At 34.3% G+C, this 21,905-nt stretch carries 22 protein-coding genes and 1 riboswitch; of the genes, 16 read left to right on the forward strand and 6 right to left on the reverse strand.

From position 1 onward, the window contains the following. Positions 1-176: 176 nt before the first annotated feature. From BN38_RS05040 to BN38_RS05090, 11 genes are all read left to right on the forward strand, one after another. Complete coding sequence (locus tag BN38_RS05040; RefSeq protein ID WP_084593751.1) at positions 177-569, forward strand: lactococcin 972 family bacteriocin; 393 nt, start codon at positions 177-179, stop codon at positions 567-569. Positions 570-640: 71 nt separating this feature from the next. Beyond that, complete coding sequence (locus BN38_RS05045; RefSeq protein ID WP_044565900.1) at positions 641-2,788, forward strand: hypothetical protein; 2,148 nt, start codon at positions 641-643, stop codon at positions 2,786-2,788. A 3-nt stretch (positions 2,789-2,791) separates the two neighbouring features. Continuing rightward, positions 2,792-3,451, forward strand: coding sequence for an ABC transporter ATP-binding protein (locus BN38_RS05050; RefSeq protein WP_044565901.1), 660 nt, complete (start codon positions 2,792-2,794; stop codon positions 3,449-3,451). Continuing rightward, positions 3,448-4,041, forward strand: coding sequence for a hypothetical protein (locus BN38_RS05055; RefSeq protein ID WP_044565902.1), 594 nt, complete (start codon positions 3,448-3,450; stop codon positions 4,039-4,041). Before BN38_RS05050 ends, BN38_RS05055 begins: the two co-directional genes overlap by 4 nt. A gap of 147 nt (positions 4,042-4,188) precedes the next feature. Next, a riboswitch (FMN riboswitch) is annotated at positions 4,189-4,305 on the forward strand. Between the two features lie 105 nt (positions 4,306-4,410). Then, positions 4,411-5,016 carry an ECF transporter S component gene (locus tag BN38_RS05060; RefSeq protein WP_044565903.1) on the forward strand — a complete coding sequence of 202 codons (606 nt, stop codon included), beginning with the start codon at positions 4,411-4,413 and terminating at the stop codon, positions 5,014-5,016. Positions 5,017-5,147: 131 nt separating this feature from the next. Continuing rightward, positions 5,148-5,594 (forward strand): tRNA (adenosine(37)-N6)-threonylcarbamoyltransferase complex ATPase subunit type 1 TsaE, encoded by a 447-nt coding sequence (gene tsaE / locus BN38_RS05065; RefSeq protein WP_044565904.1) that lies wholly within the window; start codon positions 5,148-5,150, stop codon positions 5,592-5,594. Next, a complete protein-coding gene (gene tsaB, locus BN38_RS05070) occupies positions 5,575-6,246 on the forward strand; it encodes a tRNA (adenosine(37)-N6)-threonylcarbamoyltransferase complex dimerization subunit type 1 TsaB (RefSeq protein ID WP_044565905.1) in 672 nt (223 codons plus the stop codon). Before tsaE ends, tsaB begins: the two co-directional genes overlap by 20 nt. Before the next feature lie 4 nt (positions 6,247-6,250). Beyond that, entirely contained in the window at positions 6,251-6,688 is a 438-nt protein-coding gene (gene rimI / locus BN38_RS05075) for a ribosomal protein S18-alanine N-acetyltransferase (RefSeq protein ID WP_044565906.1), read from the forward strand. Next, positions 6,685-7,695: a tRNA (adenosine(37)-N6)-threonylcarbamoyltransferase complex transferase subunit TsaD gene (gene tsaD, locus BN38_RS05080; protein WP_044565907.1), complete on the forward strand. Its 1,011-nt coding sequence runs from the start codon at positions 6,685-6,687 to the stop codon at positions 7,693-7,695. The genes rimI and tsaD overlap by 4 nt, the downstream gene beginning before the upstream one ends. A gap of 3 nt (positions 7,696-7,698) precedes the next feature. After that, a complete protein-coding gene (locus tag BN38_RS05085; protein ID WP_044565908.1) occupies positions 7,699-8,058 on the forward strand; it encodes a hypothetical protein in 360 nt (119 codons plus the stop codon). Beyond that, entirely contained in the window at positions 8,042-9,439 is a 1,398-nt protein-coding gene (locus tag BN38_RS05090) for a S41 family peptidase (protein ID WP_044565909.1), read from the forward strand. The genes BN38_RS05085 and BN38_RS05090 overlap by 17 nt, the downstream gene beginning before the upstream one ends. Positions 9,440-9,496: 57 nt before the next feature. On the opposite strand, the gene BN38_RS05095 is transcribed toward BN38_RS05090, so the two are convergent. From BN38_RS05095 to BN38_RS05120, 6 genes are all read right to left on the reverse strand, one after another. Beyond that, the gene (locus BN38_RS05095; RefSeq protein ID WP_044565910.1) at positions 9,497-10,831 is read right to left on the reverse strand and encodes a hypothetical protein; all 1,335 of its coding nucleotides are present in this window, start codon (positions 10,829-10,831) and stop codon (positions 9,497-9,499) included. A 214-nt stretch (positions 10,832-11,045) separates the two neighbouring features. Further along, complete coding sequence (locus tag BN38_RS05100) at positions 11,046-11,306, reverse strand: dihydroxyacetone kinase (RefSeq protein WP_044565911.1); 261 nt, start codon at positions 11,304-11,306, stop codon at positions 11,046-11,048. Positions 11,307-11,314: 8 nt separating this feature from the next. Beyond that, the gene (locus BN38_RS05105) at positions 11,315-12,433 is read right to left on the reverse strand and encodes a toxic anion resistance protein (protein ID WP_044565912.1); all 1,119 of its coding nucleotides are present in this window, start codon (positions 12,431-12,433) and stop codon (positions 11,315-11,317) included. Then, positions 12,430-13,446 (reverse strand): 5-bromo-4-chloroindolyl phosphate hydrolysis family protein, encoded by a 1,017-nt coding sequence (locus BN38_RS05110; RefSeq protein WP_049944447.1) that lies wholly within the window; start codon positions 13,444-13,446, stop codon positions 12,430-12,432. Before BN38_RS05110 ends, BN38_RS05105 begins: the two co-directional genes overlap by 4 nt. Before the next feature lie 21 nt (positions 13,447-13,467). Continuing rightward, positions 13,468-14,574 (reverse strand): 5-bromo-4-chloroindolyl phosphate hydrolysis family protein, encoded by a 1,107-nt coding sequence (locus tag BN38_RS05115; protein ID WP_044565913.1) that lies wholly within the window; start codon positions 14,572-14,574, stop codon positions 13,468-13,470. Between the two features lie 75 nt (positions 14,575-14,649). Then, entirely contained in the window at positions 14,650-17,493 is a 2,844-nt protein-coding gene (locus BN38_RS05120) for an insulinase family protein (protein ID WP_044565914.1), read from the reverse strand. An 85-nt stretch (positions 17,494-17,578) separates the two neighbouring features. On the opposite strand from BN38_RS05120, the gene BN38_RS05125 reads away from it, so the two are divergent. The 5 genes from BN38_RS05125 to BN38_RS05145 all read left to right on the forward strand — a co-directional run bounded on the left by BN38_RS05125 (position 17,579) and on the right by BN38_RS05145 (position 21,825). Continuing rightward, entirely contained in the window at positions 17,579-18,571 is a 993-nt protein-coding gene (locus tag BN38_RS05125) for a Gfo/Idh/MocA family protein (protein WP_044565915.1), read from the forward strand. Between the two features lie 69 nt (positions 18,572-18,640). Then, positions 18,641-19,657 (forward strand): PTS sugar transporter subunit IIB, encoded by a 1,017-nt coding sequence (locus tag BN38_RS05130; RefSeq protein WP_044565916.1) that lies wholly within the window; start codon positions 18,641-18,643, stop codon positions 19,655-19,657. A gap of 9 nt (positions 19,658-19,666) precedes the next feature. After that, positions 19,667-20,482 carry a PTS mannose/fructose/sorbose transporter subunit IIC gene (locus tag BN38_RS05135; RefSeq protein ID WP_044565917.1) on the forward strand — a complete coding sequence of 272 codons (816 nt, stop codon included), beginning with the start codon at positions 19,667-19,669 and terminating at the stop codon, positions 20,480-20,482. 11 nt (positions 20,483-20,493) lie between these two features. Next, the gene (locus BN38_RS05140) at positions 20,494-21,465 is read left to right on the forward strand and encodes a PTS system mannose/fructose/sorbose family transporter subunit IID (RefSeq protein ID WP_044565918.1); all 972 of its coding nucleotides are present in this window, start codon (positions 20,494-20,496) and stop codon (positions 21,463-21,465) included. A 3-nt stretch (positions 21,466-21,468) separates the two neighbouring features. After that, complete coding sequence (locus tag BN38_RS05145; RefSeq protein ID WP_044565919.1) at positions 21,469-21,825, forward strand: DUF956 family protein; 357 nt, start codon at positions 21,469-21,471, stop codon at positions 21,823-21,825. Positions 21,826-21,905 lie beyond the last annotated feature (80 nt).

Genomic DNA, 21,905 nt, shown 5'->3' on the forward strand with positions numbered 1-21,905 from the left:
AATATTAGAAAAATTCAAATCATTTTTGATATTAATTAATAAAAACTGGCTTTTTGTGTACTTATCAGCATTTGTATTGGCTTTTTTATCATGCACATAGGCTATTAAATAATATTTTAAAATCTTTTATAATAAAGACATAGAATAAGTGTACACTTTCTATTCTAAAAATATAAATGGGAAGATTAATTATGAAAAATAAAATAAAAGCATTAGCGGTAGCAGGACTAATATTATTTAGTACGCCAGTTTCTTTTGCGGCTCAAGAGTATAGCTTTGATTCATTAAACAATGATGTGGTTACAGTAGAGTCAGAGAGTGTTAGCACTTATTCATCAAAAAACTACGACAGTGGAGTTAAGGACTGGCTAGGTGGAAAGTGGAGACACGGAGTTAACAGTTCCCATGTGTGGTCACAATTTTATCATGGAAGTAAATATCATAATACCAAGGTAAAGGGTGCAGGCGGAAGGTTTGGAAAATCTGGTAGAACTGCTCCTGGTAAAAGAGCTTATGCTAGTTGGGAAAAAGCATTATTTGGTAATGAAGCATATGCAAATGTAGAATAAAGTATTGTTAAGTCAACTTGTATAAAATCTTTTGATTTTATACAAGTTGGTTTTTATAAGGTAGTAAAGCTATGAAAAAAATACTAAAGATACTAATAACAATAACATTCATCCTAAGTTCCTTAACTTATTTTTATTACATAGATAGCAATCAGGCTATAGGTAAATTTTCTGATTTTGATAAGTTTGTAAATCTTGTCGACTATAATGATGAGGATATTAGAGATGACATTGCTAAAGCTGCATCAGATAATAATATCAATTTAATAAAGTTTGTCAAGAAGTCTAGAGTTGGTAAAAAAGAAAATATGGATGTAGATGCTTATTTATTTTTAAGTGATCCGAGTAGTTTTAATAAGTCCCATAAGGACTTAAAGATAAATGAAGATTTCAATACTTCTAATAAATTTGATAGCATAAGTTCTAATAATCTTTTAACTAAAAACAATATAGATATAAAAAAGTATGAAGATATCGACATAGATAATATATCTGGAGACTATGCTATAAGTGGAAATCAAAATAATGTTGAATCATTTATAGATGATTTGAAAGCTTATGCAGATATTGTACAGACACCTGATTATATGAGTACTTCTGAAATGACTATGAAAGAATTTTTCTTAATACTTGTCATTAATTTGATTAGTATTTTTGCTACTATATTTGCTTTGCTTATTTATAATAGAAGCCTAGTTAAGGAATTATCTATATCTCTCCTATTTGGATATGATGATAAGAAGATTTCCGCAAGTAAGTCTATAGGTCTTATGGCGATTCCTATATTAATAACTTTAATAATTGATTCGGCCTTGCTCTTTAGCTTAGTTAGTCCAGATAGCATTGGTGGATTTTTGATAGCTATGAATCCTATGTATATATTTATTTTATTATTTGCTTTAGTAATATTTTTATTAGAATTTATCCTATTATTATATAAAACAAATCATGAAGATATATTAAGTGTATTAAAGGGAGAGAGAAAGGTTTCTGCTAAGTTTTTATCTATATTCAAAATAATATTTGCAGGCTCTTTAGCTTACTTATTAGCTATCACTTTCTTTTCTTTAAAAGACTATAAAGATGTAAATGAATATTTAAGTGATTGGGACGATGCAAAATCATACGCCAACATAGCCACTGGTACGCCTTGGCAATATGTAGTTGATGAGGACGATTATAAATATAAAGAATTAGTTGCAAAACCTACAGAAGACTTGGCTAGACTTTTGATAGATAGAGGGGCGGTATTGTTCCTAAATCCATACCAAGATATTGAAGGATTAAATATTGATGATGATATGTTTGGAGAATATAAGTTAAACAATGGTAGCTTTGCTTTCATTAACCACAATTACCTTACAAAGTTTGATATATTAGACGATAAGGGGCGTGCTTTAGATACTAAAGCAAAGGAAAATGAATGGGTTATTTTAGTTCCGGAAGATACCAAGCTTACTGATCAAGATTTAGAGGATATCAAAGAAAAACAAATATTTGAATCTAAAAATAGTGATGATTTAGTTGAGAATATTGTAAAAATAAAAAGTGACCAAAAGCTACCAAGCCTAGATTCCAGAGCTAGGATAGATCAGCCTTATGCAGACAATTATGTTTACATTTTAATAAATGAGGACGGACTTAATTCAGAAGAAGGCTTACTGTCTAAGGGATTAGTTAATTGGCAGCTACACCCTTATCTAGATAAGGGTGATGAGAGTCTAGGAGACTTAAAGGAACTAATATCCACCACACCAGCTAGTAAGTATGTTCTTTGGATAGAGACAGCCTATGACTATGTAGAATACCAGGTTCAAAGATACAAAAATGAAACTATAATTTATATTATAGCTTCAATCATCCTAATATATATTTATTGGGTTATAGTAAAGACAGACCATAAAAATTACTATTTAAACTACGGAGATGAAGCTGCAGTAAAGAGCTTATTTGGTTATCCTTTTAAGGATATCCACAAGGCTAAGATAAGATCTATGGCTTTGTCATATTTATTAGCCCTAGCTATTTATTATATAGTACTAAGACTTAGTGTAATGTTTGGCGGATTAGGTTTTTATACTCCTCGAGAAGGTTGGACTAATGGGATAGTTTTAATTGGATTTGGTCTTAGCTTTCTTCTATTTATAATATGTACCATTATTGAAGTAGATATGTTAAGAAAAGATGGTAGTTTGATTAAAAAGTTTAAAGGAGGATAAATAATGAAACCCCAAATAAGCTTAAAAAATATAAATAAAACTTATGGTGACCACAATGTACTTAAAGATGTAAATCTTGATATATATCCTAAAGACTTTATAACTATTTTTGGGAAAAGTGGTAGTGGTAAGTCTACTTTGTTAAACATCCTAGGCACTCTAGAAAGTTATGATAGTGGTAGCATAGAAAGCTTCGGTTATTCTGACCCCTACAAAAATGTTAGTAAGGCTATGATGATTAGAAGGGAGAATATAGCATATTTATTTCAAAATTTTGCCCTGGTAGATAATATGACAGTTAAAGAAAATATAGATATAGCCTTAAAATATAGTGAATTTAAAAATAATAAGAAAGAAATAAATAAAACATTAGATAAGTTAGGTATAGCTGATAAACTAAATAACAAGGTTTATGAGCTATCAGGTGGAGAGCAACAAAGGGTTGCTATGGCAAGGGTTTTGCTAAAACCATATGATGTTTTGCTAGCTGATGAACCCACAGGATCTTTAGATGAATTTAATAAGAGAATTTTAATGCAAGTACTTATAGAGGAAAATCGTAAGGGAAAGAGTATAGTGGTAGTAAGCCATGATAAAGATTTCACAAGTATATGTGATAAGACTTATGAGATAATAGATAAAAAATTGGAGGTTATTAAATGAAGAGAAGTAAAACTAAGCCAGCCTTATTTATACTAATAGGCCTAATAATTGTAGTTCTTATATCCTACTTTATAAAAGGAAATAATAAACCATCATCAGTTATAATAGAAAATGATACAAGTCAATCACTTGAAGCTGTAGGCATTTTTGATGATAGCCAAATCCTTATTTGTAAAGACGAAAATAATAATTACCTGATACCAAATAATCTTTTTGCTAATGGAGGAACTTTTAGGATAGTTGCCAAAAAAGACAGCAAGACTTACACTAGTAGAGAAATAAAGATTAAAGAGAATGATAAGATAAAGATAATAAACATTAAAGGTGATGAGCTTATCTTAGAAAATCAAACAAGTGGAGAAAAAAAGGCACTAGATTTACCTGATATAAAAGACTGGAATATGAGCAAAAATAGTGATAATATTAAGGCGGATTTTAGTTCGGATACAAGCTATAATTATACCTTGTATGTACTAGGTAAGGATGGAGAGCTTGGAACATCAGATACTTTAAATAACGGTAAAGAAGTTAGTGCAAGTTGGGAAGCTGGAGAAAATATGACTTCATTGGTTAAGTTTGACTTAAGATAGACTTGAAAAACATTTTCCTTGTGATATAATAATGTTAAGAGCTTAATAAATTATGCGCACTGCTAGGCTTAAACTTTTTGGTCCTCGACGCTTCGCGTCTGCGGTTTTCCGTGCTTGTTGGCACGGGCCCTCTCAGGACGCCGGGCAGGCGTGATTCGGGGTAAGGTGAAATTCCTAAACCGGCAGTTATAGTCTGCGAGCCTTTATGGTTGATTTGGTGCAATTCCAAAACCGACAGTATAGTCTGGATGAGAGAAGTATACTTTATAATACTTTATTATTTGTTTGAGTGTAAAGACTTAATCTAGTAATTTGGATATTACCCTGAGAAATCGGGGTTATTTTTATGCCCCAAATTAGGAGGTATTTATGAATCAAAGTAGAAGTTCTAGTAAATCATTTTCTTTAGACCGTTTAGTAAAAGTAGGTATTTTGGCAGCACTTGCCTATGTTTTGATGTTTGTGCAAATGCCGATTCCAATAGCGCCACCTTTTATGAAACTTGACTTAGCTGATGTGCCAGCACTAATAGGTGGCTTTGCCATGGGTCCTTGGTATGGAGTTTTGATCCAACTTATCAAAAACGTACTTAACCTATCAAAAACTATGACAGGTGGAGTTGGAGAACTATCAAACTTTATTGTAGGCTCAACCTATGTTTTAGTATCAGCTTATATCTACAAAAACAAAAAGACTAAAAAAACTTCTATAATAGCTTTAGCCTTTGGTGTACTTGCAATGACAGCCCTTGCAACCCTATCAAATGCTTTTATAGTTTTCCCAGTTTATGGAAAAGTAATGCATATGGACCTTGAAGCTTTTGCTGGCATGGTAGGAGGCAATGGCCTAGTAAATAACTATTTCACACTTATGGTATTTTCTATAGCACCATTTAATATAATAAAAGGAACAGTGGAAGCTATTGTGACTGAGCTAATATATAAGAGAATATCACCGATAATCAAATCATACTAAATTAGATCCCTAGTAATATGACCCCTTAGAGTTGGACCAAGCAACTTTAAGGGGTTAGTTCATAAAGCTAGGGGCCTTTTTTGTTTATAAATCTACTTATTAATAGTATAATAGATGGATAAAGAGGTTTTATGATAATAAATAATTTGGACGAGATGAGAGATTTTGCTAAGCAATTTTCTTCATCTCTTAGGAAAAATGATTTTATAAATTTAATAGGCGATATGGGTGCTGGCAAAACTACTTTTACTGGTTTTCTTTGTGAAAATTTTGCCATCTACGATTCATCATCTCCAACATTTGCCCTTGTTAATATCTATGAGGGTGATATTTTGATTTACCACTTGGATTTGTATCGTTTGGATGATCCAGATGAGCTTTTGGATATTGATTATGAAACTTATTTTTATCCACAAGATGCCATTACCATCATAGAATGGGCAGAAAACGCTGGCGACTTCTTGCCGGATGGAATGATAAATCTAGAAATCAAGAAGCTTGATGGGGAAAAGAGAGAAGTTAGCATAGCAAATGATTCTATAAGGGGGCGTGAAATAAATGAATATCTTGGCAATTGACACTTCAACTATGATTTCTACTGTGACTATTGCAAGTGATAATGAAATCATTGGTGATTTTAACGTAAACCAACAAAAAACTCACAGCGAGTCCTTGGTGCCTATGATTGAAAGTTTATTGGACCTACTTGGAATGACCATGGAAGATATAGACGCATTTGTGATTTCGCAAGGCCCAGGATCTTTTACAGGCCTTAGGATTGGCATGACTGTTGCCAAAACCCTAGCCCAAGTTAATGACAAAAAACTAATTCCTGTATCCACACTTCTTGCCCTAGCTAACAACTCATCAAGCAAGTCTTTAAAAGCTCCTATGCTAGATGCCAGGGGAAATAGAGTCTATGCCGCAGTCTATGACAAAGATGACAAGGAGATTATCAAAGAAAACCTATACGAGATAGAAGATTTTGTAGAACTTGTAGATGCTTTAGAAGAAGAAGTTGAACTAATTGGGGAGATTAGTGGCAAATATTGTGATAGATTTAAAAATGCCACAAGGCTTCCAATAAACTTCAACAATTGCATAGGCAAGTCATTAATAAGACTTGGACTTATAAATATAAACGAAGACTACAAGCTTTTTGAAATAAGGCCAAACTACCTAAGAAAATCTCAAGCTGAAAGAGAATACGAAAAAAAGAACAAGGCATAAGCTTATGATTAGAAAAATGCAAACTAATGATATAGACAGAGTCTACGAAATTGAAAACCAGGCATTTTTTGAACCATGGTCTAAGAAAAACCTCATCAAAGACCTTGAAACAAACACATTCTTAGAACACTTTGTCTATGAAGAAGAGGGAAATATTCTAGGGTTTTACATAGCAAGCCAGGTCCTAGACGAGGTTGAAATTTTTACCATTGCTGTTGACAAGGACTACCAAAATTGTGGTATAGGTTCAAAACTTTTGGACCATTTGGTGGCTTGGGCAAAGGATGAATCAGTCAAAAAAATTTGGCTAGAAGTTTCTACAAAAAACCAAGCTGCAATAAGTCTTTACCAAAAATTTGATTTCAAGGTCATGGGTCTTAGGAAGAATTATTACCAAAAACTTGGCGAAGATGCCTACAATATGATGAAGGAAATACAATGAGCGATTTTTATACTATTGGAATTGAAACAAGTTGTGATGACAGCTGTGTTGCAATTTTAAAAAACGAGAGAGATCTTATAGTAAATTTAATATCATCTCAAATAGATATCCACACTCTATTTGGGGGAGTGGTGCCAGAAATAGCAAGTAGAAAGCACCTTGAAGCTATAAATCCCCTTATAGAAAAGGCTCTAGCAGATGCTAATCTTAGCTATAGTGATATTGATTTAGTTTCTGTCACCAAGGGACCTGGACTTATGGGATCTTTGCTAGTGGGAATATCTGCCGGAAAGGCTCTATCACTTGCAGCAAATAAGCCAATGATTGGGGCCAACCACATGGAGGGCCATATTTGTGCCAACTACCTTGCCCACAAGGATTTGAAACCACCATTTGTAACCTTGGTTGTAAGTGGTGGCCATACATATCTGGTCAAGGTCAAATCCTACACAGACTATGAAGTTGTCGGAAAGACCCGTGATGATGCAGCTGGTGAATCTTATGACAAGGTTGCGAGAAAGATGGGCTTAGGCTATCCTGGTGGACCCAAAATAGATAAGCTTGCCAAAGAGGGCAATCCTCAGGCTGTAGATTTCCCAAGGGTTATGTTAGAAAAGGATTCCTATGATTTTTCTTTTTCTGGCCTAAAGACAGCTGTAATCAACTATATCCACCAAATGGAGCAAAAAAATATAGATTTTAATAAGGCTGATGTTGCAGCAAGTTTCCAAGATGCGGTAGTTGATGTCTTGGTAGACAAATCAATGAGGCTTATTAAAGAAAGCGGTTATGATAAACTTGCCCTAAGTGGGGGAGTGGCTGCAAACTCTAGACTTAGAGGAAGACTAGAAGAAGAGTGCAGAGAAAATAACATTAAATTTTATTACCCACCTATAGAACTTTGCACAGACAATGCTGCAATGATTGCTATGACAGGATATTTGCACTATCAAGCAGGAGAAGTTAGTGATAAATTTATGAAAGTTTATCCTAATCTGGAAATATGATTTATGAGAAGAAAAAAACGCGATGGCGACAATTCATTAAAAAAATATAATAGCATGAAAAAAATCTCTACTATACTGTGGATTTTGACAGGTCTTGGCGTCTTGGTTTTTGGCATATACTTTAGGGAAATTTTTGAAATTGTCTTTGGTATAGCTGGCGTGATTTATGGCATTTATAATCACAGAACGAAAATTACTAGCCTTACAGCTGTATATAGGATAGAAAAAAACAAGCTTAGCTTTCTTGCTCTTTGCATAGTAATATATTCCTTGGTCAATCCCTTGGCCAATATAGCTGTAATCTATGACTTGTTTAAGAGAGATTATGTGATAAATGGAGGATTTGATGAAAAAACACTTTAAAATTTTTTGTCTAATCCTTGTTTTTATGCTTGTGGCTACAGGCTGTGTCAAAAGAAGATATGACCAATTAGAAGCTAGGAGAAAAGGAGTTTCTACTAACAAGGTAAAAACTTCTTCTGATAACTTCAATCCTGATGACATAGACAAGTTTGATGTTGATTCCTACCTCATATGGTATAAGAATTTGGAAAATCCACCAAAGTTGGACCTAGAAGCAAACAAGGCTCCAAAGCCAATGACTAATAAAGAAATGGTCGACGATTTCAACTATGTTTTTAAGGAACTAAAAGAAAATTATCCTTTCTTTGAGGCCCTAAAAAGAGAGAAAAACATAGACTTCATAGGTGACTATGGCAAATACCTAAAGAGAATCAAAGAGGCTAAAAATGACCAGGAATTCATAGATGAAATGGCTGGTATTATGGGAGAGTTAAACAACCACCACGCTAGAATTGCCGATCAAAATTATGTAGATAAGACTGTCAAATATTATGCCAAAAACTGGAACAGCCCATCAATTTATTACGAGTTTTTGAAGCTAAACAAGCAAGTTGTCAGAAATAGATATGGACTAAAGGGTGAGCAGACAGCTAGTGAAACAAGCATAAGTAATAGAGCTTCCGGATCTATATTAAATCAAGACAAATCTGCCAATATGACCTTGGACACAACAAACGAGGGGATAGCCATACTAAAAATAAAACAAATGGTCGATCCTCAAAGTGTCAAAGAAGATGAAGCTGTTTTGGACAAGTTCTTAAAAGATAAACACCTTTACAAGGCTCTAGTAATTGATATCCGCCAAAACTATGGGGGCAATGCAGAATATTGGCAAAAATTCTTATTGCCAAAGATTTTACCTAGCCAAAAATCTGTAACAAATCATTTGTTTTTTAAAGATTCACCAAGGGCAAAGCTGATATTAGCTGACGATACCCTAAATGTAGAATCCATAAAAAACGTGGATATATCGGCAATAAAATTGGATCATGCCAATGATATCAAAGATTTTGATTATTATATTAGAGATACCATAAGCATCAGTCCAGACGAAAGTGAAAAAGACTATGGATTTGATGGCAATATATATTTGCTAATAGATAAGGCAGTATTTTCTGCGGCAGAGGGCATGGCAAGTTTTATGAAATTCTCGGATGCTGCAACCTTAATAGGCGAAGAAAGTGGTGGAGACGGGCTAACACTTGGAGTGATAAACGACGTTATGCCAAACTCTGGTTTAGTATTCACCTACACCAACACCCTAGGCTATGCTCCAGATGGAACAATTAATGCAGAAGAAAAAACAAAGCCAGATATAAAATCTAGCTCATACAAGGACACTATTGATACAATAATTGAAATAGAAAATGGGAATTTTTAGGCAAAGAAAAAGAGGACTGTCAATCAAGATTGTGATTGATTCAATCCTCTTTTATTTTTATTTTCTCATATCTCTTGAATTTTTCTTCATAAAGTAGTAAGCAATAATTGCAATTACGAGAATTATTGCAACAGTCCCTAGACCTTTGATTCCTGTTTTTACAACTGATCCAGCATTTGTATTTGTCTTATCTGGCTGAGCTTCAGATTCTTTGAACTCTTCTTTTTCCTCTTTTTTATCATCCTTATTTGTTTCAGTAGCAAGTTGTGGTGATTTTGTAGACTTGTTATCAATTGTAACAGTTTTTGGAGTTTCTATTTCTTCAGAGCTTGTTTCATCATTGCTAGAATCACTAGTTTGACTAGAACTTTCGCCCTCTTGACTAGCCTCGTTTAGAGCTTTTTCTGTAAATGGATATAGCCATGAGGATTTGTCTAGATTTGGAGTAAAGTTTTCTGAACTTTCAAGTTCGCTTTCAGAAATTTGTCCATTCTTGTCTGTATCAATTAGGTCCAATTCCTTTTTTTGGTCATCTGTAAGCTCGCTGTACTTATTTTTTGTCTTTTCATTTGTCAAAAAGGCAGAATCACTTTCGGAACTTTCAGACTCCATATTATCGCTATCAATGCTTGTAGTTTCAATAACTTCATTTTCATTAACTTGTGTGATACTTGTATCATTTGAAGAATTGAATTTTTGGTTTTGGGCAATTTCTTCAGTCAAAATCAAGTTCCCATCGAAGCTTAGCTTATCTTCTGTTTGCAAGAAATCTTGTAAAATCTTGTAGGCAGCTTCTTGGTCAAAATCCTTGTTTTTTACATCGTAAATAACTTCCTTATACTTATCCTTTGTTTTATCATCAGCAAGTTCATAAGACTTTGAATTAAGAATAGCTTTTTGGAACAAATCCAAATCTTTTGTATTGGATTCAAATAATAGGCCTTTATCAAGATAAGCCGTCAATTGCTTGTCTATATCTTCTTTTTCGCTATCAGTTAATGATAACTTTTCTTTTATATTATATAGGCTTATGATTTCAGAAAGCTTGTCGCTTTGTGTTTTGATACTTTCCATATCATCAGCATTTAAGATATGGGTGGATTCTTCGATTATTTTATCGTTAGAAGCATCATCAGCCTTTTTTAATAATTCAATATTTTCAGCTAATTTAAGCCTATCTTCATATTCTTGGCCAAAATTAATAAGGTCTTTGTTTGCTTCATACTCTTTGATTTCTCTAGCAGAAGCCTTATCGAAGTTTGGCAAAGCTTCCAGCTTATTATCAATTTCACTGATTATTATATTTTCATCTAATTCTTGAGCACTAGCATCGCTTACTGTAGCCAAGCATAAGCTAAAGGCTAGGGCTCCGAAAAATTTATTTATTTTCATAATATACTCTCTTTTATCCTTATATTATCTCTTCTTATTATTATATTAATAAGTGGTGAAATTTCAATAAAAAAACTAGGGCAATACCCTAGTCAAACTATAGTTAAAATGAAAGGCACAAAAGTAAGTATCCAAATCGCAAGGAATTACTTGATTTCTGGAGTAGTAAATTGTGCTTTTTCAATTTAATATTATTCGTTATTTACTTTAAATATTAGCCTTGAAGTCCCTCGGCTTGTCTTAGCATGTTTTCTACAACAATGTCGTGGATTTCGCCAAGGCTTGCTGCATATTCTAGGATTTCCCAAGGTCTATTGGTGTGAAAATGGATTTTGATTAGTTCTTCATCACCTACAGCAAGAAGGCTATCACCCTCAAAGTTTGCTGTGATGTGGTCAAAAATCTCATCTTCGTCTAGATCTTCTCCTGCTATTAGCATTTGTGTATCAAATTTAAAATCTCCTATGTCTACCATAAATCCTCCTAATTACTATTTCCTTGTTTTAAATTTCTCTTTAGTTCTTCTTCTAGCCTTGCTATCTCAGCTTGGGCAAGGCTTCTGTTTTTCTTGCCCTCAATTTGTATATTTCTAACTTCTTCTATAGTTGAAATCAATTGATCGTTGGTGTGCTTGATTGTATCCAGGTCAATTATACCACGTTCAGTTGCCTTTGCTGTTTCTATAGTATTTTGTTTTAGAGTATCAGCATTTTTTCTTAATAATTCGTTTGTAAGGTCAGTCACCCTTTGTTGGCTTCTGATGGCTTGATTGGTGTGGTTCATGCCAAGGGCCAAGACCATTTGGTTTTTCCAAAGTGGGATGGTATTTACAATTGTGGTTTGGATTTTTTCTGCCATAATTGAATTTGATGATTGAACCATCCTGATTTGTGGAGCCATTTGTATAGAAACCATACGGGTCAAATCAAGATCGTGAAGTTTTTTTTCAAATCTATTGGCTTGAGCCTTTAGGTCGTTTACTTTCTGGGCATCCAAAGGCAAGTTTGATTCGTTAGCCTTGGATTCAAGGGCTGGAATTTCACTAGCGTAAGTTTCCTTTAGTTTTCTATTGCCAGCTTCGATGTACATGGTGATTTCTTTGTAGTATTCTTCGTTTAGATCATACATTTGATCTAGCATAGAAATATCTTTCATCAAGGTTATTTGATGGTTTTCCAATGTCTTTGCAACTTCGTCAATATTTTTTTCTGCTGATTGGTAGCGGTATTTCATATCCTCAATCTTATTGACTTGTTTTTTCAAAAATCCTAGTGGTCCACTAGTTTCTTCTCTATCCATTGATTTGATATCCATTACAACAGAATCGAGCAAGTCCCCAATTTCTCCCAAGTCCTTGTTTCTTACTGTATCTAGAGTTTTTTCGGAGAAGTTTGAAATCTTCTTTTGTGCTCCAGACCCGTATTGAAGGATGATATTTGTATTATCCAAGTCAATTTTCTTGGAGAAATCATCAATCATTTTTTCTTCTTCAGGTGAAAACTTAATATTGTTTTCTACTAGATCTGGTCCTTCATTAGTTATACTTTCAAGCTTATTGTCATTTTCATTATCGCCGTCAAGGGTTAGTTTTATATCACTCATTTACTCCTCCAATCATTGTATTTAAGTCCTTCTTGATTTAAAAGTAGGTTTATTGTGTCAATATCGGCCTTAATCTCCATGGTGCTATCGCTTAGAAAATCTAATTGTAATCTTTCAAAAGCGTTAGTCAGATCAACTATTGTTTCATCTATTTGTTCCATTGATTTTAATATTTTTGAGTTCTTTGATGTTATTTGCTCAAACTCGTAATATGCATTTATAAGTTTTACGCTTGTTGGTAAATAATATTCAGAAAATTTATTTAATCCATGAGAACTTTCAGGATGGTTTTCGATTACTTTAAGGATATTTTTGCTTGAATTTTCTAAATCTTCTATGTGGCCGATAAAGTTTTTATTTTCAATTTTATTTTTAACCAAGTTTATGGCAACTAAATCTTTATTTGCAGAATCGATTATTTCCTTAGAACGCACTAGATTAATTTCTTCTAAGTTTTGTTCATTTGAAATTTGCCTGATATCCGAAGCTTCAGATAATATCTCGTTTTTTCGTTCTTTGTACAAGCTATAGGTTGGAATATCTAGGATAAAAAGAGACTTATTTTCAACTATTCTTGCCTCTGGGAAATAGTCTTCTTTTATCATATGCCTTAAGTCGCTATATGTTTCTTCAATGTCTTGGTCTACTGAGTTTGCCAAATCGTTAATGGAAATGACTTTATTCCCATTAAGCTCTCTAATATATCTCCTATAGTTTTTTTCAATTCTTTCGTATTCCAATTTTCCTCTATATCCTGTAAGCATAAAAACTATAGAAATAAAAAGAGAAATTATAAAAATTATTAACCAAGATGATAGGTCACCAAATATCCAAGCTATAAACATTAATAGAATAATCACGAAACTAATAACAGAAAAGATAATGCCAAGGGCTAGCATTCCATTAGCTCTATTGATTTCCTTTGCAGGAAGTCTAAAGAGTTTTTCTTCTATTTTATTATCTTTTTCTGTAGACTCATCTACCAGTCTAATGCTATATCTGCGTTTTTTCATAATTTCCCCAAGTTAAATTAATTAGCTCTCCCAATCATCTTCTGCGTAACCTTCTTGGTTAAGAAGTAAGTTTATTGTGTCAATATCAGTCTTTACATCCATGGCTCTATCAGCTAATAGTTCCACTTTGATTTTGTCAAAGGCTTCTGCTATTGTCAGTATTGATTCGTTGATTTGATTCATTGAATTTACGATTTTCTTATCATTTGTGCGCATCATTTCAAAATCGTTGTAAGTTTCGACAAGTTTTGCAGCTGTAGGCAAGTAGTAGTCAGAAAACTTGTTTAGGGCATAGGACTTGTCTGGATACTTTTCTACTATATTTAATATATCCACTGAATTTTTGATAAGTTTATCTACATTGATTCTGAAATTAGCATCGTTAGTCCTAGCTTGACTTAGTTTTATCCTGTCAAGAGAATTCTTACCCTGGTTTATGATTTCCTTTGCTCTTTCAAAGGATAGATCTTCTACCAAGACTTCGTCTTCTTCTTCTTTATTACTTGTCCTAGCTTGAGGAAGCTCCTTGCTCTTTTCTTTGTAAAGCCTAAAGGTAGGGATATCTAGGATAAATAGGGAGTCGTCTTCTACTATACGAGCCTGGTAAAAGTATCCTCTTTTCATCATCTTCATAAGGTCAGAGACGGTTTTTTCTTCGCTTTGGGCAACGGAACTTGCCAAATCTCTAATAGAAATAACTGTATTGTTGCCGAGTTCTCTTATAAATCTCACGTAGTTATTGGTTAGCCTAAAGTATTCTTTAGACGCTTTCCAAAATACATAGGGAAGTCCAATAGTCATCATTATTAGAAATATTAAAAATAAAAAACTATCAAAGCCACCCATAAAAGCGAATTCATCCACATAAAAAATAAAACTTGCTAGACCAAAGCCTATTGCCGATAGGATTGAAAAAACCTTATAGGTCTTAGCCTTGGCGAGTTCTGGTGGTTTTTGGGCACAAACCTCATTGTTTCTGGTCTGTGGCAAATTTTCTTTAGACCCTTTTGATTTTGTAAAGCTTCTGATAGTTGCATTTACAGAATCTTTTATTGTATTTCCAATCTCATCAAAATCGATGTCAGATAGTATGTCATTTATTTTAAAATTGTTCTTGTTATCACTCATACACTCTCCTTAGAAACTTACCATAATTATACCTTAAAGCTTGATATATTTAAACGAAAATCAATTATTTTAAATTTAATTCTTCAAATCTATAATCTTATCAAATTTATCTTTTACTTCTAATATACTTTCTCTATTGCCAAAGACACATATATTCTCTTCGCCAATAGCGGTTTTAAAGAGCTTTTTATATTCTTTGATTTCATCAAGCTTTGCGTATTTGATATCAGCAAGGATTTTTTCATGGTCTACAGGATTTTCTTTTTTATACCTTGCATAATCCTCGTCGGCCAAAGCTTGTGGTGATTTCGGTCTTAAAAATGTACCCATTGAAGAGATTTGTTGGTTTTCAAAGTCTATATGGCTAAGTGCTATGTTTTCTGTTAGGGATGGAATTTGTCTATAAGTTTCCAAGGTTTTTAAGATGTGTGGGTCTCTATAGGAATATGCTGACAAAAGTCCTGCCTTATTTATAGTAAGACCACCACCGTATGCGCCTGCCTTGGCACGGATTAGCTCATATAGGTATGGGTTTGATAGTATAGAACTTGCTAAAACTAACTTACCTTCAAAGTTATGACCGTATTTTTTGATATCAGCACTTTGACCTACATAATTGACATTGGCATCTGACATGACAGCTTCTTTGTAAGATTTTGGAGAAAATTCAATTTCAACCTTATCTTTTTTATCCTCAAGGTTGTCAAAACTTGTATTTATTATTTCTTTAACTTTTATAAATTCATCTTTTGAACAAGTTATATTTATTTCAAAATCATTTGAAAATAACTTAGCATAAATTTCCGTAATCTTATCGTGAAAGTCATCAAAATTATTTTTTGCTTGGTCAATCACTTCTTCCAAAAATAGGTAAGATCCTATGCCAGATAGCTCATCTCTTAACATAGTAGCCATATCAATGTGGGCATTTGCTCTGTTTATGGCAAGTATGTGTCCTTGATCGTACATTCCTGATGCAAAATATGCCTTTTTCATCCTTAGTATTTCAAGAATTCTCTTTTGGTTGTCAAATTTAGAATTTAACATGAATTCATTCATCAGTTCCAAAGCTTTTGCGAAAGACTTGGATGTACTAATAAAGGAAACTTTTTCTAGCCTTGCAAGGTCATTTTCATTAACATTTATAAATGAATTTGAAAAGTTTGGACTTGCTAAGTGTTGGAACAAGACGTCATCAATTTGTGTATAGGCCATATTACTTGTATCGACAGATCCCATAAAGTCGTTTATTAGAGATAGGTATTGCAATTCTCTTAAATCTAAGTGGTCGATATTAAAGTAAAGGGAAGTGTAGATAAGGCCAGCTGTGTCCATATCGTGGTAGATAAACTTATCATCTATCAGATCTCTTGGAGTTTGGTCAACTTTTGTAGGTACATCGTCAATGTTTAAAACTGGAATACTTGCCTTTTGTTCCTCGGTGTCAGCTGTATTTTGGTGGATTTCTAGTTTTTCTAGATCTTTTTTGATTTTTTGTAATTCTTCCTGGCTAATATTTTTATTTAGATTATCAATATAAGCTTCTAGGTCTTCTTGCTTTTTCTTGTTATAAGTGCTACTTGGCTTTGCAATGTAGATTAGTCTTGTTGGATTATCTATAAAGTTCTGTTTGATGAAGTTTTCATAATAATCAGTTTCTACAAGCTCTCCTAGTTCGTTTAGGTAGTTGACAATTTCAAAACTTTCAAAGATTGACTTGTTAAAAGACCACATCAAAAAGTAGTTTAATCCTCTGCTTACTGAATTTAATTGGTCTCTTTGTCCATATTGGAAGATTGAAAATGCTGATTTTAGACTTTCTTTGTTAAGGCCAAGGCTTGCTTCTTTTAAACCTTCTTCTATGATTTCTACAAATCTATCAAGTTTTTTACCATCTGTCTTTTGAGCTAGTAGAACTAATGAACTTCTTACTCCATAGCCGACTCTTGCATAAAATGACTCTGGGTCAATTTCCTCGTTGATTTGTTTTTTGATAATAGATGAATCCATGTGGAAGAGGACACTTACCAAAATTGCAAGGGTCAAAGTGTATTTTGTGTCTGGATTTGCCTTTGTTAGAAATCCATAGGCCAAGTAATCAGAATTTTCACTAGCCTTACTTGATGGATAAGTAGATTCAATCACGCCATCAAAGTAATTATCAGGAACCTTGATATCATAATCAAAATCCTTGTAGTCATAGTTTGACAAATATTCCTTATCCAGATGATCTAGGTAAAGATCTATATCCAAGTCCCCATAAAAATAAATGTAGGCATTTGATGGATGGTAGTGGTTTTTGTAAAAATCTACAAATTCATCATAAGAAAGTTTATATATTTCTGCTGGATCTCCACCAGATTCGTATTGGTAAGGACTATTTTTATATAAATGTGAGATTATATCGTTATATACAAGCTCATCAGGATCTGTAAGCGCACCCTTCATCTCGTTATATACAACGCCAGATATACCAGTGATCTCATCTCCATCCATCTCATAGTGCCAGCCCTCTTGGTCAAGGATTTCTTTTTTGTTTACTACAGCTGGATTAAAAACAGCATCTAGGTAAACATCTGTAAGGTTAAAAAAGTCCTTGTCATTTTCACTAGAAACTGGGTAGACAGTTTTGTCTGGATAGGTCATTGCATTTAGGAAAGTTTGTAATGATGAGCTAGCCATATCCATAAAAGGTTCGCGAGTTGTGTATTTCTTGGAACCATTTAATACAGAATGTTCCATAATATGGGCCATACCCTTGGAATTTGTTGGTGGGGTCTTAAAACCTATGCCAAAAGTCTTATTTTTGTCAGATGTTTTTACATAAACAACTTGAGCTTTAGTTTTATCGTGGACGTACAAAAATACTTCCACGCCCATTTTTTCGTAAGTTTTTTTATCTTTTAATTTGTAAGTCATATTTCCTCCGTTTGTTTAACTATACTCCAAGAAAGTTTTACTGATATTGGGTAAAATAGCTAAGAATAATAATATGGAGGAAATTATGAAACTAGGAATTTTGGGTTCTGGCAAAATTGTCAATGAAGTTTTGCCTGTAATAAAAGATATAGAAAATATAGACCTTGTGGCCATAGCTGCAAGAAATGAAGAAAAACTACAAAACTTATGTCAAGACTTTGGAATAAAGAGATACTATCTAGCTATAGATGATCTCTTGGCCGATGATGAGATAGATACAGTTTATGTAGCTTTGCCAAACAACTTACACTTTGAAGTAATGAATAAGGCTATAGATAAAGGGAAAAATATAATTTGTGAGAAGCCTTTTACATCAAACTCTTACCAAACAGAAAAAATTATCGAAAAGGCAAGGGCAAATGATGTGATGATAGTTGAGGCCATTAGCCACAGATTTATCCCTAATGCAAATGAAGTTAAAAAACTTATAGGGGACTTGGGAGAGATAAAGATTGTTTCCTTTAACTACTCCCAATATTCATCAAGATATGACAAGTTCAAAGAAGGAATCATTGAGCCGGTCTTTAGATTAGAGAACTCCGGTGGGGCCTTGGTTGACCTAAACTTATACAATGTAGCCTTTGCTGTCGATACTTTTGGTCTGCCAAAGGACGTTAAGTACTTTGCAAATATAGAAAAAGACATAGATACCTCTGGCATAGTTATCCTTGATTATGAGGATTTCAAAGTTTCATGTATTGGATCAAAAGATTCTGCTGCTCCTATCATAAACACTATACAAGGAAGTGAAGCAACTATTGAGATTTCGGACGCTTTGAATAGTTTTGATAAGTATAAGCTTACAAAAACTCATGCAAGTGGTGTGGAAAGTTTTGACTATAACCTTGAAAACAAATCCAGACTATATTATGAATTTGTAGAAATCGAAGAGATTTTGAGAAATAAGGATAAAAAGAGGGTAAACGAGCTATTAAAACTAACACAAAATTATATGGATGTCCTAACTCGTGCTAGATTTGATGCAAATATTTACTATCCAGCAGATACAATTAATTAAGACTGTGCTATAATAAAGTTATATAATCTATGAATTTATATAAAATTTGTTTTAAGGAAAGGAGAGAAGATGGTAGGAATAATACTTGCAAGTCACGGCCACTTTGCCGAGGGCATCAAAGAATCTGCGCAAATGATTTTTGGCGACCAAGAAAAGTTTGAATCAGCAATTCTTTTGCCATCCATGGGACCAGATGACTTGAGAAATGAGCTTGAAGCTTGCATCAAAAAAGTTGATAGCGATGAAATTTTATTTCTAGTTGATCTATGGGGAGGCACTCCATTTAACCAAACATCAAACTTGCTCGATGGCCACGAAGATAAATGGGCAATAGTTGCTGGAATGAATCTACCAATGGTCATAGAAGCCCTATCAGAAAGATTTACTAATGAATCTTCTCACGGCATTGCAAAGGCTATTATAGGATCTGCAAGAGAAGGTGTAAAGATCAAACCAGAAAGTCTAAACGAAACAGAAGCAAAGGCAGAAGCCAAAGAAGTTGACAAGGCCCAAGAGGAAGTAGATGCCAAGACTAAGGCAGATGGATCAATTCCTCCAGGAACTGTTATTGGCGATGGCAAGATTGACATTGCCCTAGCTCGTATAGACACAAGGCTCTTGCATGGACAAGTTGCAACTAGCTGGACCAAGGCTACCAAGCCAGACCGTATCATAGTTGTATCTGATGCAGTAAGCAAGGATGCACTTCGCAAATCTATGGTAATGGAGGCTGAGCCGCCAGGAGTAAAGGCTCACGTAGTTCCAGTTTGGAAGATGAAAGAAATTATAGACGACCCAAGATTTGGGGCAACTCGTGCTATGCTTTTGTTTGAAAAACCACAAGATGTTCTAGAACTTATGGAACTAGGTGGCAAGCTTGACAAAGTAAATATCGGATCTATGGCTTATTCAGAAGGTAAAGTCAACTTAAACACAGCAGTAGCTATGAACAAAGATGATGTAGAAACTATAGAAAAGCTAAAAGATTATGGCATAAGTTTTGATGTGAGAAAAGTTCCATCTGACAAATCTGACAACTTAGATAATATGCTCAAAAAAGCAAAATCTGAATTAAAAATGAATTAGGAGAGAAAAATGTCTGCAATTAATATTATTTTAATCTTTGTGGTAGCTTTCCTAGCAGGTTGTGAAGGGGTCCTAGACCAATTCCAATTTCACCAACCAGTAGTTGCTTGTACCCTCATAGGTCTTGTGACAGGTCACCTCAAAGAAGGTGTCATGCTAGGTGGTTCACTACAAATGCTAGCCTTAGGCTGGTCAAATGTAGGAGCGGCTATAGCTCCAGATGCAGCCCTAGCTTCAGTTGCATCAGCAATAATCATGGCTTTGGCCTTAAACGGAGGAGATGCCAATGCTACAGAAGCTATATCAACATCAATAACCCTTGCAATCCCACTTTCAGTAGCTGGATTGTTTCTGACAATGCTTGCAAGAACCTTAGCTATTCCAATGGTTCATGCCATGGATAGCGCAGCAGAAGATGCAAACTTTGCAAAAATCGAAAGACTTCAATGGGCAGGTATAGCTATGCAAGGACTTCGTATTGCAATTCCTGCAGTAATCCTTTGCTTTATCCCTGCTAAGGTTGTAACAGATGCTCTTAACTCTATGCCAGTATGGCTTAAAGAAGGTATGGCTATAGGAGGCGGTATGGTTGCAGCTGTTGGTTATGCCATGGTATTAAATATGATGAGTACCAAAGAAACCTGGCCATTTTTTGCCCTTGGTTTTGTCCTTGCAGCAATCCCACAAATCACATTGATAGGACTAGGTGTCATAGCTGTTTCCCTTGCCCTAGTCTATATGAAACTTAAAGGCCTTGCTCAAAATAGCGGAGGATCATCTTCAAACTCTGGAGATCCCCTTGGCGATATAATCAATGACTATTAAGGAGGGATCTAATGACTGAAAACAAAAAAACTATTAAAAAAGAACAAGCTGAAGTCATCACAGGTGAAAATGGAAGAATAGAACTTAGCGAATCTGTCAGAAAGAAAGTCTGCAACAGACACCAATTCTTGCAAGGTACTTGGAACTTTGAGAGAATGCAAAATGGTGGTTGGGCATATGCCATTATTCCAGCCATCAAAGCCTTATACCACGACAAAGCTAGCCAAGCAGCGGCACTAAAGCGCCACTTGGAATTTTACAACACCCACCCATACGTATCTGCACCAGTAATGGGAGTTACCCTAGCTATGGAAGAAGAAAGAGCTAACGGTACAGCTATAGATGATGCTGCAATAAACGGTGTAAAAGTTGGTATGATGGGACCACTTGCAGGTGTAGGCGACCCAGTATTCTGGTTTACAATTAGACCTATATTGGGAGCCCTTGGTGCATCTCTTGCTCTAACTGGAAATATATTAGGTCCACTAATATTTTTCGTATTTTGGAACTTAATCAGATACATCTTCCTATGGAAAACCCAAGAAGCAGGCTACAAGGCAGGAAATGAAATCACAAAGGACCTTTCTGGTGGACTACTTGGCAAAGTTACCCTAATGGCATCTATACTAGGAATGTTTGTCATAGGAGCTCTTGTTCAACGTTGGGTAAATGTCAATATTCCTGTAGAAATTACAAGAGTTGCCCAAAATACCCAAACCTATATCCATTGGGAAAAGCTTCCAGCTGGAGCAGAAGGAATCAAACAAGCCCTAGAAACATATAATACCTACGGCGCAACTGCCTTTAGTCCAGAAAAGGTAACAACCCTACAAGATAACTTGGATATGCTTATACCAGGATTATTGCCACTATTACTAACTCTTGGTGTATCAAAACTTCTCAAAAAAGACGTTTCACCAATTACAATTATCCTTGCTTTATTTGCAATAGGAATTGTAGCAAGATACTTCCACATAATGTAGGCTATGGTTGAATCTCAAAATAAAACTGTTGATTTGACCATAAAGGCCAACCATCTCCAGGGTTTTACAAGCTCTGGGTCAGTTATGGTTGGGGATAAGGCTTTTGAATACTACAACAGGAGAAACCCTAATGACTATATACAGATTCCTTGGAAAGAAGTTAAGCTAATCACAGCAGAGGTGGTTTTCAAAAAGAAAATCCCAAGATTTGCCATTCACACTAAGCAAAATGGAGATTTTATATTCACAACTGTTGATAATAAGAAGACTCTAAGAGCTATAAATAAGTATATTCCAAGTGATAAACTTAGGAAGTCTCTTGGCATAAAGGACTATATAAAGCGAATATTTAAGAAATAGGGCCCTAGCAGGGGCCCTATTTTCATGTGAAAAAATGAAAACATTTTCTAAAATATGGAAAAATATTTCAAATTGCTATA

It is taken from the genome of Anaerococcus provencensis, from assembly GCF_000312365.2.
GTDB lineage: Bacteria > Bacillota > Clostridia > Tissierellales > Peptoniphilaceae > Anaerococcus > Anaerococcus provencensis.

Coding starts and splice junctions, on each gene's coding strand:
- BN38_RS05040 (WP_084593751.1), top strand. CDS start 177: ATGGGAAGATTAATTATGAAAAATAAAATAAAAGCATTAGCGGTAGCA.
- BN38_RS05045 (WP_044565900.1), top strand. CDS start 641: ATGAAAAAAATACTAAAGATACTAATAACAATAACATTCATCCTAAGT.
- BN38_RS05050 (WP_044565901.1), top strand. CDS start 2,792: ATGAAACCCCAAATAAGCTTAAAAAATATAAATAAAACTTATGGTGAC.
- BN38_RS05055 (WP_044565902.1), top strand. CDS start 3,448: ATGAAGAGAAGTAAAACTAAGCCAGCCTTATTTATACTAATAGGCCTA.
- BN38_RS05060 (WP_044565903.1), top strand. CDS start 4,411: ATGAATCAAAGTAGAAGTTCTAGTAAATCATTTTCTTTAGACCGTTTA.
- tsaE (WP_044565904.1), top strand. CDS start 5,148: ATGATAATAAATAATTTGGACGAGATGAGAGATTTTGCTAAGCAATTT.
- tsaB (WP_044565905.1), top strand. CDS start 5,575: ATGAATATCTTGGCAATTGACACTTCAACTATGATTTCTACTGTGACT.
- rimI (WP_044565906.1), top strand. CDS start 6,251: ATGATTAGAAAAATGCAAACTAATGATATAGACAGAGTCTACGAAATT.
- tsaD (WP_044565907.1), top strand. CDS start 6,685: ATGAGCGATTTTTATACTATTGGAATTGAAACAAGTTGTGATGACAGC.
- BN38_RS05085 (WP_044565908.1), top strand. CDS start 7,699: ATGAGAAGAAAAAAACGCGATGGCGACAATTCATTAAAAAAATATAAT.
- BN38_RS05090 (WP_044565909.1), top strand. CDS start 8,042: ATGAAAAAACACTTTAAAATTTTTTGTCTAATCCTTGTTTTTATGCTT.
- BN38_RS05095 (WP_044565910.1), bottom strand. CDS start 10,831: ATGAAAATAAATAAATTTTTCGGAGCCCTAGCCTTTAGCTTATGCTTG.
- BN38_RS05100 (WP_044565911.1), bottom strand. CDS start 11,306: ATGGTAGACATAGGAGATTTTAAATTTGATACACAAATGCTAATAGCA.
- BN38_RS05105 (WP_044565912.1), bottom strand. CDS start 12,433: ATGAGTGATATAAAACTAACCCTTGACGGCGATAATGAAAATGACAAT.
- BN38_RS05110 (WP_049944447.1), bottom strand. CDS start 13,446: ATGAAAAAACGCAGATATAGCATTAGACTGGTAGATGAGTCTACAGAA.
- BN38_RS05115 (WP_044565913.1), bottom strand. CDS start 14,574: ATGAGTGATAACAAGAACAATTTTAAAATAAATGACATACTATCTGAC.
- BN38_RS05120 (WP_044565914.1), bottom strand. CDS start 17,493: ATGACTTACAAATTAAAAGATAAAAAAACTTACGAAAAAATGGGCGTG.
- BN38_RS05125 (WP_044565915.1), top strand. CDS start 17,579: ATGAAACTAGGAATTTTGGGTTCTGGCAAAATTGTCAATGAAGTTTTG.
- BN38_RS05130 (WP_044565916.1), top strand. CDS start 18,641: ATGGTAGGAATAATACTTGCAAGTCACGGCCACTTTGCCGAGGGCATC.
- BN38_RS05135 (WP_044565917.1), top strand. CDS start 19,667: ATGTCTGCAATTAATATTATTTTAATCTTTGTGGTAGCTTTCCTAGCA.
- BN38_RS05140 (WP_044565918.1), top strand. CDS start 20,494: ATGACTGAAAACAAAAAAACTATTAAAAAAGAACAAGCTGAAGTCATC.
- BN38_RS05145 (WP_044565919.1), top strand. CDS start 21,469: ATGGTTGAATCTCAAAATAAAACTGTTGATTTGACCATAAAGGCCAAC.